The organism is Micromonospora sp. DSM 43699 (assembly GCF_055517075.1).
This window is the reverse complement of sequence record NZ_JBTMMT010000005.1, coordinates 120,605-136,156: the sequence shown is the minus strand read 5'-3', so window position 1 is coordinate 136,156 and position 15,552 is coordinate 120,605. Positions and strand designations below refer to the sequence as shown.

General features: G+C 75.1%; 1 protein-coding gene. It reads right to left on the bottom strand.

Translation table 11 applies throughout. From position 1 onward, the window contains the following. Positions 1-28: 28 nt before the first annotated feature. Positions 29-15,517, bottom strand: coding sequence for a type I polyketide synthase (locus AC0AIB_RS04800; RefSeq protein ID WP_465096097.1), 15,489 nt, complete (start codon positions 15,515-15,517; stop codon positions 29-31). Positions 15,518-15,552: the final 35 nt, after the last annotated feature.

Below are 15,552 nucleotides of genomic sequence, written 5' to 3'. Positions count from 1 at the left end.
ATCCTCCACGTTCGTTCGTCATCGGTGGTCAGCTCGTCGTGCCCAGCGCACGCTGGACGAGACCGGCGATGTCCAGGGCGTCGATCAGTTCCCCGTCGTCGTCCGCCGGGGGCGGCCCGGTATCCGGGCCGGTGGCGTCCACGTCGGCCAGTCCCAGCAGGGTCTCCAGCACGCCCGCCTCCCGGAACCGGGCGATCGGCACGGACGCGAGGACCCGCCGCAGGTCGTCCTCCCGCCCCGCCAGGTCGTCGTCGGGCTCCCGGAGCAGTTCGGCACGCAGGTAGCCGACAAGCGACTCCGGGGTGGGATAGTCGAAGATCAGCGTCGCCGGCAGGCGGAGCCCGGTCGCCGCGTGCAGGCTGTTGCGGAGGTTGACCGCGGCCAGCGAATCGAAGCCGACCTCCTGGAAGGGCTGCCTCGGCCCGATGCCCTCGGCGCTGCCGTGGCCCAGCACCGTCGAGGCGTGTCCACGGACCAGCCGGAGCAGAATCCGCTGCTGTTCGCTGTCGGTGACGTCGCGCAGGGAGTCCGCCAGCGACGCGGCGGTGTCGCTGTCACCGGTGTCGGGCTGCGACGCCGCCAGGGCGGCCTTCGCCTCGGGCAGATCCGTGAAGAGCGGGCTGGGCCGCACCGAGGTGTAGGCCGGGACGAAGGCGGCCCAGTCCATGTCGGCGACGGTCACGGACTTCTCGTTGCCGCCCACCGCCTGGACCATCGCGGTCACCGCCACCGGGGGGGCCATCGGCAGGACACCCCGGCGGCGCAGCTGGGCCAGGGCGGCCTCGTCCATGCCCACCCCGATCTGGTCCAGCGCGCCCCAGCCGATCGAGGTCGCCCGCAGGCCGCGGGCCCGACGCCACTCGATGAGGGCATCGAGGACGGCGTTCGCCGCACCGGACGGCCCCTGGCCGCCACCACCCCAGACCCCCGCGATCGACGAGAACACGACGAACGCGTCGAGCGGGGTGTCCCGGAACAGCTCGTCCAGCCACAGCGCGGTGTCCACCTTCGCGGCGAACACCCCGGCGAGGTCGCCCACGCCGGTGTCGTCGACGGAACTGGTCTGGGTGACGTCGGCGGCGTGCACCACGGCAGTCACCGGCTGCTCCGGGGCCGTCGCGGCCAGCAGGGCGGCGATCGCGTCCCGGTCGGCATCGGCGCAGGACTCGACCACCGTGGACAGGCCGAGCCCGGCCAGTGCGGCCCGCAGCTCCGGCACGCTGTCGTCGGGCGCGTGGGCGGTGGTGGTGACGACGAGCCGGTCGACGCCCGCCTGCGCCAGCCAGACGGCGGTGTGCCGGCCGAGCCCCTCCGCCCCACCGGTCACCAGGACCGTGCCCCGGGGTTGCCAGCCCCCGCCGCCCGCCGGCTCGGGTACGGGCTTGCGGACCAGCCGCCGACGGTAGGTGCCCGACCGGCGGATCGCGAGCTGGTCCTCGTCGACGCCGTTCAGCACCCCGAGCAGGGACTGTGCCGTGCGGGGGTCACTCGCCCCGGGCAGGTCGACCAGACCGCCCCAGCGGTCCGGCCGTTCGAGCGCGACGGCACGGCCGAGGCCCCAGAGCGCGGCCTGGGCAGGTGCGGTGACGGCGTCCTGGATGCCGATGTTCACCGCGCCCCGGGTCAGGCACCACAGCGGCGCGGTGACGGCCCGGTCGCCCAGGGCCTGCACCAGGGCGAGCGTCGTCGCCGCGACCTCGGTCGGGGTCCCGGGGTCCAGGGCGAGCAGGGACAGCACGCCGGTCAGGTCGTGGTCGGCCAGGGCCGTGGTCAGCCGGACACCGAGCCGTTCCCGGGTGCGGTCCGGCGCGTCGACCTCCAGCAGGGTCAGGTCGAGGCCCTGTCCGGCCAGGTCGGCGAGGAGCGCGTCGTCACCGTGCGCCGGCGGCACGACGACGAGCCACCGGCCGGCCGGCACCCCGGCGGCCTCCCGGTCCAGGGGCTGCCAGGTCACCTGGTAGCGCAGCTTCTCCGCGGTGGACATCTCGCGGCGCTTGCGCCGCCAGTCGGCCAGCACGGGGGCGACGGTGTCCAGCGCACCGCGCTGGTCGGGTGAGGCGAGTTCCAGCAACTCGGCGAGGGAGTCCAGGTCGGGACGCTCGAGCGCGGCCCAGAAGTCGGCGTCAGCGCCGTCTGTGCCCGGTTCGGCCGCGTCGGTGCCCGGGTCGGCCTCGTGCAGCCAGTAGTGCCTGTGGTCGAAGGCGTACGTCGGCAGGTCGACCCGGACCGGGACGGGCGGCAGCAGCGCGGCCCAGTCGACGGCCAGCCCCCGCACGAACAGCTCGGCCATCGAGGTCAGCAGCCGCCGCAGGCCACCGTCGTCGCGGCGCAGCGTCCCGACCACCAGCCCGTCGGTGATCTCGGCGATCGGCTGCACCAGCACCGGGTGCGCGCTGAGTTCCACGAACACGCCGTGGCCCTGGGCGACCAGGTCCGCCACCGCCGGGCCGAATCCGACCTGGCTGCGCAGGTTGCGGTACCAGTAGCCGCCGTCGACGACCCCGGCGTCGCGGATCCAGTCGCCGGTGACCGTCGAGTAGAACGGGACGGCCGGCGCCTGCGCGTCGATCCCGGCCAGCACGTCGGCGAGGGTGTGCCGGATGTCCTCGACGTGCCAGCTGTGGGAGGCGTAGTCGACGGCCACCCGCCGGACCCGTACCCCCTGGCCGGCCAGGAGTTCCAGGGCCTCGTCCAGGGCGTCGGCGTCGCCGGCGACCACCACCGAGGACGGGCTGTTGACCGCGGCCACCTCGACCCGGCCAGCCCAGGGCGTCAACCGCCCGAGCACGTCCTGCTCGGGCAGCGCGACCGAGGCCATGCCACCGCGACCGGACAGCTTCGCGGCGATCGCCTGGCTGCGCAGCGCCACCACCCGGGCGGCGTCCTGGAGCGAAAGCGCCCCGGCCACGCAGGCCGCGGCGATCTCACCCTGCGAGTGCCCGAGCACCGCATCCGGTCGTACGCCGACCGACGACCACACCGCCGCCAGGCCCACCATCACGGCGAACGACGCCGGTTGCAGCACGTCGACCCGCTCGGTCAGGTCGGCGGGGGTCTCGCCGCGCAGCACGTCCGGCAGGGACCAGTCGATCCACGGCTCCAGCGCGGCGGCGCACTCGGCGATCCGGGCGGCGAAGACCGGTGACGAGTCGAGCAGTTCCCGGCCCATGCCGACCCACTGCCAGCCCTGGCCGGGGAACACCCACACCACCCGGCCGGGCACGTCCACGCCGCCGGTGACCAGGCCCGGGGCGTTCTCACCCCGGGCCAACGTGCCCAGCCCGGCGAGCGCCTCGGCGTCGGTCTGCGCCACCACCACGGCCCGCCGGCCGAGCTTCGCGCGCCCCGAGAGCAGCGCACCGGCCACCCCGGCCAGCGGCACCGCACCGGCACCCTTGAGGAAGGACACCAGCCGGCCGGCCTGCCCGGCCAGCGCACCCGGGCTGCCCGCCGACACCACCAACGGCACCACCCCGGCCGGTACGACCTCCGGGGCGGCCGGCGCCGTCGGCGCGGCCGGCGCCTCCTCCAGGATCACGTGCGCGTTCGTCCCGCTGGCCCCGAAGGAGGACACGGCGGCCCGGCGCGGACGCCCGCCGCGTGGCCAGTCCCGCGCCTCGGTCAGCACCCGGACCGCCCCGGCCGACCAGTCGACCTTGGTGGTGGGGGTGTCCACGTGCAGCGTCGCGGGCAACAGCTCGTGCCGCAGCGCCTGCACCATCTTGATCACCCCGGCCACCCCGGCCGCCGCCTGGGTGTGCCCGATGTTCGACTTCAGCGACCCCAGCCACAGCGGACGGTCGGGGTCCCGGCCCTGCCCGTAGGTGGCCAGCAGGGCCTGTGCCTCGATCGGATCGCCCAGCGCGGTGCCGGTGCCGTGCCCCTCCACCGCGTCCACGTCGGCGGGCGTCAGGCCGGCGTTGGCCAGCGCGCTGCGGATCACCCGCTGCTGCGACGGGCCGTTCGGCGCGGTCAGCCCGTTGGACGCGCCGTCCTGGTTCACCGCGCTGCCACGCAGCAGTGCCAGGACCGGATGCCCGCGCTCCCGCGCCACCGACAACCGCTCCAGCAGCAGGACCCCGACCCCCTCGGACCAGCCGGTGCCGTCGGCGTCGTCGGCGTACGCCTTGCACCGGCCGTCGGCGGACAACCCCCGCTGCCGGGAGAACTCCAGGAACGCGTCCGGGCTGGCCATCACCGTCGCGCCGCCGGCCAGCGCCATCGAGCACTCGCCCTGCCGCAGCGCCTGGGCCGCGAGGTGCATCGCCACCAGCGAGGAGGAGCAGGCGGTGTCCAGGGTGACCGCCGGTCCCTCCAGGCCGAACACGTACGACACCCGACCGGAGGCCACGCTGGCCGCCGCCCCGGTCATCAGGTAGCCCTGCACGTCCTCGGGCACCCGGTGCAGCCGGGTCACGTAGTCGTGGTGGACGATGCCGGTGAAGACCCCGATGTCGCTGCCCTTGACCGACAGCGGGTCGATGCCGGCCCGCTCCAGCACCTCCCAGGAGGTCTCCAGCAGCAACCGCTGCTGCGGGTCCATCGCCAGCGCCTCGCGGGGCGAGATCCCGAACAGCGTGCCGTCGAACTGGGCGGCGTCGTAGAGGAACCCACCCGTGCGGGTGTAGCTGGTGCCCGGGTGGGCGGGGTCCGGGTGGTAGAGGCCGTCGAGGTCCCAGCCCCGGTCGACGGGGAAGCCGGCGACCGCGTCGTGCCGCTCCCGTACCAGGTTCCACAGTCCCTCGGGGGTGTCCGCGCCGCCGGGCAGCCGGGTGCTCATCGCCACGATCGCGATCGGCTCGTCGGAGACGGCAGCCCCGGCGGTGACTGGCAGTTCCGGGTGCTCACCGAGCAGTTCGGCGCGCAGGTGGGCGGCGAGGACCGCCGGCGTCGGGTAGTCGAAGACCAGGGTGCTGGGCAGCCGTACGCCGGTGAAGTCCTGGAGTCGGTTACGGAGCTTGACCCCGCTCAACGAGTCGAAGCCGAGGCTCTTGAAGGGCTGCTCCTCGTCGAACGCGTCCGAGTCCCGGTGGCCGAGGACGACGGCGGTGCTCTCCTTGACCAGGTCCAGCACGATCCGGAGCTGCTCGGCGACGGCCAGCCCGGCGAGCCGGTCCGACAGCCCCGCACCTGTCGCCCCGCCCCGGGGCACCACCCGGCGGGCGAGCGGTTGCGGTTGCGGTTGCGGGTCACCGTCCACCGCCACGACGGCGGCGGCGTCGGGGGTCAACGGCACCGGGGCGACGGGGACGGCGGCGTCGAGGGTCAGCGGGCCGATCGTGGCGACGGGTTCGCCGTCGACGTCCGCCAGCTCCAGCAGGTGGCCGCCGTCCGGCGTCGGTGTCGTCCGCAGCCGCACGGCAGCGGCGCCCTGCGCGTACACCGTCATGCTCCGGCACGTCGCGATGTCCCGCTCGTCGTCGCCGGCCAGGACGCGCAGCGCGGCGTCGACGAGTCCCGGGTGGAGGGTGAACGCGGCGGCCTGCTCGGCCAGCTCGGCCGGGAGGCCGAGCTCGGTGCCCGACCGGTCCCGCCTGTCGAACGCCGGCGGCGGCACCCCGGGCACCAGCACGGCGCGGGCGTGGCAGGTCCACGACCCCGGCGCCGCGCCGTCGGGTAGGCCGTGGACGGCCACGCCACGACGTCCGTCCGCGCCGGGACCGGCCACGGTCACCCGCACCCGGGTACGCCCGGCCGCCGCGACCGTCAGCGGCGCTTCGACGACGATCTGGTCGAGGCTGCCGCAGCCGACCTCGTTGCCCGCCCGGACCAGCATCTCCAGCAGCACGGCGACCGGCACCCGGGGGGTCGGGCCGGGGAGCACCCCCGGGCTGCGTGGCGACAGCCGACCGGTGAGCACCAGGCCGCCGGTGTCGGGCACGTCGATCACGGTGCCGAGCAACGGGTGCCCGGCGCTTGTGGCACCGAGCGCCTCCGCGCCCCCGGTGGCGGTGTCGTCGGGCTCGGCCCAGTACCGCTCGTGTTGGAACGCGTAGGTGGGCAGCTCGGTTCCCACCCCGGTGGCACGCCTGCCGAGCAGGCCGGTCCAGTCGACGGGCACGCCCCGCACGTGCAGCGCCGCGACCGCGGCCACCAGGTCGGCGACCTCCGCGCCGTCCTTGCGCAGCACGGCGAGGCAGCTCTGCTCCGGTACGCCGAGCGTGGCGAGCGCCATCGCGGCCAGCGCCCCACCCGGCCCCAGCTCCAGGAAGGTCGTCGCGCCGTGCCCGCTCAGCGCGGTGACCGCGTCGCCGAACCGGACCGGGTGGCGGGCCTGGTCGACCCAGTACTCCGGGGTGCCGAGCTGGCCCTCCCCGGCGAGCGCGCCGGTCAGCGTGGACACGACGGGCAGGTCGCCCGGCCGGAACGACAGGTCCGCCAGCACCGCGCGGAACTCGTCGAGCATCGGCGTCATCAGCGGTGAGTGGAAGGCGTGGCTGACCGGAAGTCGTCGCGTCTTACGGCCCCGACCGGCCAGTTCGGCGGCGACGGCGAGCACGACGTCCTCGTCGCCGGAGAGCACCACCGCGTCGGGGCCGTTGACCGCCGCGACGCAGACGACCCCCTCCGACCCGGCGAGCAGCGGCGCGACCTCGGCCTCGGTCGCCTGGACGGCGACCATCGCGCCACCGGTGGGCAGGTCCTGCATCAGCCGGCCCCGGGTGGCGACCAGTCTGGCCGCCCCGTCCAGGTCCAGCACCCCGGCGACGTGGGCGGCGGTGATCTCCCCGACCGAGTGGCCCGCGAGCAGGTCGGGGCGTACCCCCCAGGACTCGACCAGCCGGAACAGCGCGGTCTCCAGGGCGAACAGCGCGCCCTGCGTGTAGACGGTCTGGTCGAGCAGCTCACCGTCGGAGGCGAAGGCCACGTCACGCAGCGGGCGCGACGCGTGCCGGCCCAGGTGCCGGTCCACGGCGGCGCAGGCGGTGTCGAACGCGGCACGGAAGACCGGGAAGGCTGCGGCGAGCTCGCGTCCCATGCCGGCCCACTGACTGCCCTGGCCGGTGAACAGGACAGCCAGTCTGCCCGGGACCGGGGTGCCGGAGACGATCCCGGGGCCCGTCGCGCCACGCTCGACGGTACACAGACCGGTGCCGGCCTGCCCCCGGTCGGCGGCCAGCACGACCGCCCGGTGGTCGAGGTGGGCGCGGGTGGTCACGAGGGCGTGTGCCGCATCGGTGAGGCGTACGTCGGACCGGTCGGCGAGGAACCGGGCGAGCCGACCCGCCTGGCCGCGCAGGCCGGCAGCCGTCCGCGCCGACACCACGACCGGGACCGGGAAGCCGCTCGACTCCGGCCCAGACTCCGGCTCCGACGCCGACTCCGGCGGGTCGGTGACCGGCTGGTCGGGAGCCGCTTCCAGGACGACGTGCGCGTTGGTGCCGCCGATGCCGAAGGACGACACCGCAGCCCGGCGGGGCCGGCCGGTGTCCGGCCAGTCACGCGCCTCGGTCAACAGCTCCACCGCGCCCGAGGACCAGTCCACGTTGCGCGACGGACGGTCGACGTGCAGCGTCCGGGGCAGCACGCCGTGCCGCATGGCGAGCACCATCTTGGCGACGCCCGCGACCCCCGCCGCGGCCTGGGTGTGCCCGATGTTCGACTTCACCGACCCCAGCCACAGCGGCCGGTCGGCCGGTCGGTCCTGGCCGTAGGTGGCGAGCAGCGCCTGCGCCTCGATCGGGTCGCCGAGCGTCGTGCCGGTGCCGTGCGCCTCCACGACGTCCACGTCCGAGGGTCGCAGGCCCGCGTCGGCGAGTGCCTTCAGGATCACCCGCTGCTGCGACGGGCCGTTCGGCGCGGTGAGCCCGTTGGACGCGCCGTCCTGGTTCACCGCACTGCCCCGGACCACTGCCAGCACCTGGTGACCCCGGCGGCGGGCCTCCGACAGCCGCTCCACGAGCAGCAGTCCCACCCCCTCGGACCACCCGGTGCCGTCCGCGCCGTCGGCGAACGCCTTGCACCGGCCGTCGGGCGCGAGGCCACCCTGCCGGGAGAACTCGACGAACGTCTCGACGGTGCCCATCACCATCACACCCCCGGCGAGGGCCATCGTGCACTCGCCGCGGTGCAGCGCCTGCGCCGCCAGGTGCAGCGCCACAAGCGAGGAGGAGCAGGCGGTGTCGACGGTGATGGCCGGCCCCTCGAAGCCGAAGTGGTAGGAGACCCGGCCGGAGACGACACTGCCCGAACTTCCGGTGAGGCGGAAACCCTCGGTGCCGGCCGCCTGGAGGGTGCGGGTGTCGTAGTCGTGGCTGTTGACGCCGACGAAGACCCCGACCTCCTGCCCGGCGAGCGTGGTCGGGTCGATCGCGGCCCGCTCGAACGCCTCCCATGACGTCTCCAGCAGCAGCCGCTGCTGCGGGTCCATCGCCAACGCCTCGTTCGGTGAGATGCCGAAGAAGGCCGCGTCGAAGCCGGCGGCGTCGTCGAGGAACGCGCCGTGGCGCACGTACGAGGTGCCCGGGTGGTGCGGATCCTCGTGGTAGACCCGGTCGGTGTCCCACCCCCGGTCGGCGGGGAACTCGGTGACCGCGTCGACCCCGTCGGCCACCACCCGCCACAGGTCCTCCGGGCCGTGCACGCCCCCGGGGAAGCGACAGGCCATCGCCACGATCGCGATCGGCTCGTCGGTCGTCGGGGCAGGTGCACCGGCTGCGGCCGGCTGGCGCGAGGTCCCACCGAGCAGCCTGGTGTGCAGGTACCCGGCGAGCGCGGCCGGTTTCGGGTAGTCGAAGACCATCGCCGGGGACAGGGTGAGCCCGGTCGCGGCGGCCAGCCGGTTGCGCAGTTCCACGGCGGTGAGCGAGTCGAAGCCGGCGTCCTTGAAGCTGCGCCCGGGGTGCACGGCGTCGGCGTCGGCGTCGGCGTGGCCGAGCACCGCGGCGGCGTGTCCGCGTACCAGGTCGAGCAGGAGTTCGGTCTGCGCGGTCTCGGCGAGTCCGGCGAGGCGCCCGGCCAGCGACGTGGGGCCGGTGGCGCTGCCGGCCCTCGGCCGCGGCGCCGGGGCCAGCGCGCGGAGCAGCGGCGGGACCGGGTCGCCGGCCACGGCGGCCCGCCGCAGGGCGGGCAGGTCGAGTTTCGCCGCCACCACCGTGTCGGCCAGGCCGAGGGTGGCGTCCAGCAGCGCCATGCCCTCGGCGGCGGACAGGCCGGTCATGCCGGTACGCCGGTGGCGGCTCAGGTCCGCGACCCCCAGGTGCCGGGTCATGTCGCTGGCCTGCGACCAGTAGCCCCAGGCGAGGGAGACGGCGGGCAGCCCGAGCCGGTGCCGCTGCCGGGCGAGCGCGTCGAGACACGCGTTGGCCGCGGCGTAGTTGGCCTGCCCCGGGTTGCCCAGCACGCCCGCCGCCGAGGAGAACAGCACGAACGCGGCGAGGTCCAGGTCCCGGGTGAGCTCGTGCAGGTGGAGCGCCGCGTCCAGCTTCGGCCGCAGCACGGTGTCGAGGCGTTCCGGGTGCAGTTCGGTGAGCACCCCGTCGTCGAGGACGCCGGCGGTGTGCACCACGGCGGTGAGCGGATGCGCGGCCGGCACCGCCGCCAGCACGTCCCGCAGCCGGTCCCGGTCCGCCGCGTCGCAGGCGACGACGTCTACCGACGCCCCCAGCGCGGTCAACTCGGCGTGCAGCTGCGGGGCGTGGCCCCGCCGGCTGAGCAGGACCAGGTGCCGGATGCCGTGCGCGGTGACGAGATGACGGGCCGTGGTGGCCCCCAGGGTTCCGGTGCCACCGGTGATCAGCACGGTGCCGTCGGGGTCGAGTCGACGGTGCGGCGTCGGGACGTCAGGCGAGAACCGGACCAGCCGGGGCACCTCCGCGACGCCGTCGCGCACCCGCACCTGCGGCTCGCCGCTGTGCAGCACCGCCGGCAGCGCGGGCCGGGACGCGTCGTCGAGGTCGACCAGCACGATCCGGCCCGGGTGCTCCGACTGCGCCGACCGCACCAGGCCCCACACCGCTGCGACGTCGAGCGCGGTGTGGTCACCGGTGACCACGACCAGTCGCGTGTCGGCCAGGGCCGGTTCGGCGAGCCAGGCCTGCAGCAGCGTCAGCGCGGCGTCGGCCGCCGTACGGGGATCCCCGGTGACCGCCTCGTAGTGCAGGACGTCAGGTGGTGTCGCCGCCGCCGTGGCGACGTCCCCGCCGGTGGTGACGGGCACGATGTCGACGGCGCGGTCCACGGGCGGCAGCGGCAGCGCGGTCCACTCGACCCGGAACAGGGCGTCGGGCGGCAACGCACCGCCGGCCGGTTCGTCGGCCTCGGCGGTGCCGAGCACCCCGTCGGCGGTCAGCACGGGTCGCCCGGTGGCGTCGGTAAGCGTCAGCGCGGTCCCCTGCGGCGACGTCGGGCCCGGCCGGACCTGCACGGCGGTGGCCCCCGAAGCCAGCAGGGTCACCCCGGTCCACCGGGTCGGCTGCGTGCCGTCGGGCAGGACGGCGCGGACGGCCGCGTCGAGCAGGGCGGGGTGCAGCCCGTAACGGTCGGCGTCCCGTGCCGCGCCCTCGTCCAGGTCGACCTCGGTGGCGACTCCGGGCATCGGGCGGGTCGGCAGGGTGACGGTGGGGGCGAGGGTGCCGTGCGCGTGGCGGGTCCATGGCGCGTCGAACGGGGCCTGCGCGGCACGGGAGTGGATCGCCACGGACCGCCGCCGCGTCCCATCGGGTTCGCCGACGACGACCCGGATGTCACGGCCGCCGCGCGCCGGCAGCAGCACGGGCACCTCGACGGTCAGGTCGTCGAGGACGGGGGTGTCGGCCAGGTCACCGAGCCGGATGGCCACCTCGACCAGGGTCGCGTTCGGCACCGCGACGGTTTCCGCGCCGAGGTGCTCCGCGAGCCACGGAAGAGCCCGCGACGACCACCGCGAGGTGGCCGCGAAGCCGGCCGAGTCCGGCAGGCTCACCACCGCGCCGAGCAGGGGGTGTGCCGTGGTCTCCTGGCCCAACGACGTGGCGTCCGTGGTGGTGGGTGTCGACCGCAGCCAGTAGTGCCGCCTGTCGAACGCGTAGGTCGGCAGGTCCACCCGGCCGGACACCGGCGGGAACATCGCGGCCCAGTCGACCGCCACCCCCCGGACGAACAGCTCGGCCATCGAGGCCAGCAGCCGGCGCAGGCCACCGTCGTCGCGCCGCAGGGTGCCGGTCACCAGCACGTCGGCGTCGGCCACCAGTTCGCTGATCGGCTGGACGAGCACCGGATGCGCGCTCACCTCGACGAAGACGCCGTACCCCTGGTCGACCAGGGCGGCGACGGCCGGGCCGAACCGCACCTGGGCACGCAGGTTCCGGTACCAGTAGGCGCCGTCGACCACCCCGGCGTCGCGGACCCATCCGCCGGTCACGCAGGAGTAGAAGGGCACCACCGGCGCCTTCGCCTCGACCTGCGCCAGCGCCTCGGCCAGGATCTCCTCGACGTCCGCCACGTGCCGGGTGTGCGAGGCGTAGTCCACCGCCACCCGCCGTACCCGCACACCCCGCGCCGCCAGCGCCGCCGACGCCTCGTCCAGCGCTTGGACCTCACCGGCGATCACCACCGACGACGGCCCGTTGACCGCGGCGACCTCCACCCGGCCCGCCCAGGGCGTCAGGTGTGCGGTCACCTCGTCCTCACCCGACGCCACCGACGCCATGCCGCCGTGGCCCGACAGGGTCGAGGCGATGGCCCGGCTGCGCAGCGCCACCACCCGCGCCGCGTCCCGGAGCGACAGCGCCCCGGCCACGCAGGCCGCCGCGATCTCACCCTGCGAGTGACCCACCACCGCGTCCGGCCGGACCCCCACCGACGACCACACCGCCGCCAGGCCCACCATCACCGCGAACGACGCCGGTTGCAGCACGTCGACCCGCTCGATCAGATCGGCGGGGGCCTCACCGCGCAGCACGTCCCGCAGGGACCAGTCGATCCACGGCTCCAACGCCGCGGCGCACTCCGCGATCCGGGCGGCGAAGACCGGCGAGGTGTCGAGCAGTTCCCGGCCCATGCCGACCCACTGCGTCCCCTGGCCCGGGAACACCCACACCACCCGGCCCGCCACCTCCGCGCCGCCGGTCAGCACACCGACCGCCTGCTCACCACGGGAGAGCGCATCCAACCCGGCCGACGCCTCGTCCACCGAGCCCGCCACCACCACCGCGCGCTCGGACCACACCGCCCGCTGCGACACCAACGCCCCGGCCACCCCCGCCAACGGCAGACCGGACCGCGCGACGAACCCGGCCAGCCGACCCGCCTGACCCGCCAACGACACCGGGCTGCGCGCCGACACCACGAGCGGCACCACCTCCGCCGCCACCGGCGGGGCCACCTCGGCGACGGCCGGCTCCTCGGCCGCCTCCTCCACGATCACGTGCGCGTTCGTCCCGCTCACCCCGAACGACGACACCCCGGCCCGACGTGGACGACCCTCAGGGGTCCACTCCCGGGGCTCGGTCAACAGCGCCACGGCACCGGCGGACCAGTCCACCCCCACCGCCGGGGCGTCGACGTGCAGCGTCGCCGGCAGCACCCCGTGCCGCAGCGCCTGGACCATCTTGATCAGACCGGCGACACCGGCAGCCGCCTGGGTGTGCCCGATGTTCGACTTCAGCGACCCCAACCACAACGGCCGATCCGCGTCCCGGTCCTGACCGTACGTCGCCAGCAGCGCCTGCAACTCGATCGGATCACCGAGCGTCGTCCCCGTACCGTGCCCCTCCACCGCGTCCACCTCGGCCGGCGACAGGCCCGCCGCGGCCAGCGCCCGACGGATCACCCGCCGCTGCGCCAGACCGTTCGGGGCGGTCAGGCCGTTCGACGCGCCGTCCTGGTTCACGGCGCTGCCCCGGACCACCGCCAGCACCCGGTGGCCGCGCTCCCGGGCCACCGACAGCCGCTCCAGCACGACCACGCCCGCGCCCTCGGCCCAGCCGGTGCCGTCGGCGGTGGCGGCGTACGCCTTGCACCGGCCGTCCGGGGCGAGCGCCCGCTGCCGGGAGAACTCCACGAAGGTGTCCGGGTTCGCCATCACCGTCGCCCCGCCGGCCAGCGCCAGGGAACACTCGCCCTGCCGCAGGGCCTGGGCGGCGAGGTGCACCGCCACCAGCGACGACGAGCAGGCGGTGTCCACGGTGATCGCCGGCCCCTCGAAGCCGAACACGTAGGACACCCGCCCCGATGCCACGCTGGTGGCCGACCCCGTGGTGGTGAAGCCCTCCAGCTCCGGCGCGTCGACGCCGGTGCCGTAGCCGTGGCCGAAGACGCCGGTGAACACGCCGACGTCGGTGCCCTTCAGCGACGAGGCGTCGATGCCGGCCCGCTCCAGCGCCTCCCACGAGGTCTCCAGCAGCAACCGCTGCTGCGGATCCATGGCCAGCGCCTCACGCGGCGAGATCCCGAAGAACCCCGCGTCGAACAGCCCGGCATCGCGCAGGAAACCACCGTGCCGGGTGTACGAGGTGCCGGTGCGGTCCGGATCCGGGTCGAACAGCCGATCGAGGTCCCAGCCCCGGTCGTCGGGGAACTCGGCGACCGCGTCGACACCGGCGGCCACCAGGTCCCACAGCTCCTCCGGCCCGCTCACCCCACCGGGCAGCCGGCAGGCCATACCCACGATGGCGACGGGTTCGTCGAAGTCGGCGACCGGCACCGGCTCGTCGACCGTCCGGTCGACGCCGAGGAGCTCGGCCCGCAGCCAGGCGGCCAACGCCAGCGAGGTGGGATGGTCGAAGACAACGCTGGTCGGCAGCCGCAGCCCGGTGCCCGCCGTCAACCGGTTGCGCAGTGCGACGACGGCCAGCGAGGTGAAGCCCAGGTCGCGGAACGCCCGGTCGGCCGGGACCGACCCGGGCCCCGGCTGTCCCGACACCGCCGCCGCCTGGGTGCGGACCAGGTCGTCCAGGAGGGCCAGTTGGGCCGGTTCGTCGAGTGCGGACAGCCGACGCCGCAGGGTCGCCGCGACGGCGTCGTCGGGCTCGGCGACGGTCGTCAGCGCGTCGTGGTGCTCGGTCGCCGCGTACACCACCCGGCCGGGCTGTTCGGCCAGCAGCCGCCGCTGGACCTTGCCGGAGGCGGTGCGGGGGATGTGCGTCACCTCGCGGACCTCGGCGGGCACCTTGTAGGCGGAGAGCCGCTCGCGGCACCGGCTCAGCAGGGCCTGGACGTCGAACCCGGTGTCGCCGGGGATCACGTACGCCACCGGCACCTCGCCGAGCGTGTCGTGCGGCAGGCCCGCCACGGCGGCGTCGGCGACCCCGGGGACGGTCCGCAGCACCGCCTCCACCTCCGTGGGGTGGATGTTCTCCCCACCGCGGATGATCAGCTCCTTGCTCCGCCCGCAGATGGTGAAGTACCCGGCGTCGTCCCGCCGGGCCAGGTCTCCGGTGCGGAACCAGCCGTCGCGCAGTGCCTCGGCGGTCGCCTCCGGGCTGTCGTGGTAGCCGACCATGACGTTCGGCCCACGGACCCACACCTCCCCCTCGACCCCGGCGGGACGGTCCACTCCGGTACCGGGGTCGACGATGCGCACCTCGACGCCCGGCACGGGCAGGCCGCAGGATCCGTCGACCCGCCGGCCGTCCGGCGGGTTGATGGTGATCGCCCCGCAGGTCTCGGTGCTGCCGTACGCGTCGACGAGCGGCACCCCGAAGGTCTCCTCGAACTCCCGGCGCAGCCCGGCGGCGAGGACCGCTCCGCCGGCCAGGCCGATCCGCAGGTGGGGTGCCGAGAAGCCGTGCTGCCGGGCCGCCGTCACCAGGTGCTGGTAGGTGGTGGGCACCCCGGCCAGGAAGGTCGACTCCTGCTCCCGGAGCACCCGGAGCACGTCCGACGCGGAACTGCCGTCCATGATCCGGGCGGTGGCACCGACCACGGTGACGGACAGCACGCAGGCGATGTGCGAGAGGCTGTGGAACAGCGGGAGCGGCCAGAGCACCCGGTCCCGGTCGGTCAGCCCGGGAATCGGCACGTAGCAGGAGGCGACGGACCAGAGACAGTTGCGCTGGGTCGACAGCACACCCTTGGGGTGGCCGGTCGTCCCCGAGGTGTAGAACATCCAGGCCACGTCGTCGAGACCGAGGTCGTCGCGGGCCGGCTGGTCCGGTTCGGCATCGGCGAGCGCGTCGTACGACAGCGTCCCGGTCGGCACCTCGGCACCGGTCACCAGCACCGTCAGGTGCGGCATCGACCGGAGCCTGCCGGCCTGTGCGGCATCGGTGACGATCACCGTGGCGCCGCTGTCGGACAGCAGGTACTCCAGCTCGGCCTGCGCCGAGGCGGGGTTGAGCGGCACCCCGATGCCGGCGGCGCGCACGATCGCGAGGTAGCTCTCCACCGTCGCCACCGACTGGGGCAGCCAGATGGCCACCCGGTCACCGGGCCGGACGCCGAGGCCCCCCAGGTGCCCCGCGAGCCGCCGGGTCCGCGCCTCGAGGTCGCGGTACGTCACCGCCCGCCGGTCGTCCTCGAAGGCCACCTTGCCGGGAAACCGGGCCGCGTTCTCCTGGAGCGTGACGGGCAATGGCCTGATGAGGTCGGTGCGCACGGCGGGGCAGGTCCTTTCGAGGATCAGCGGAGCGG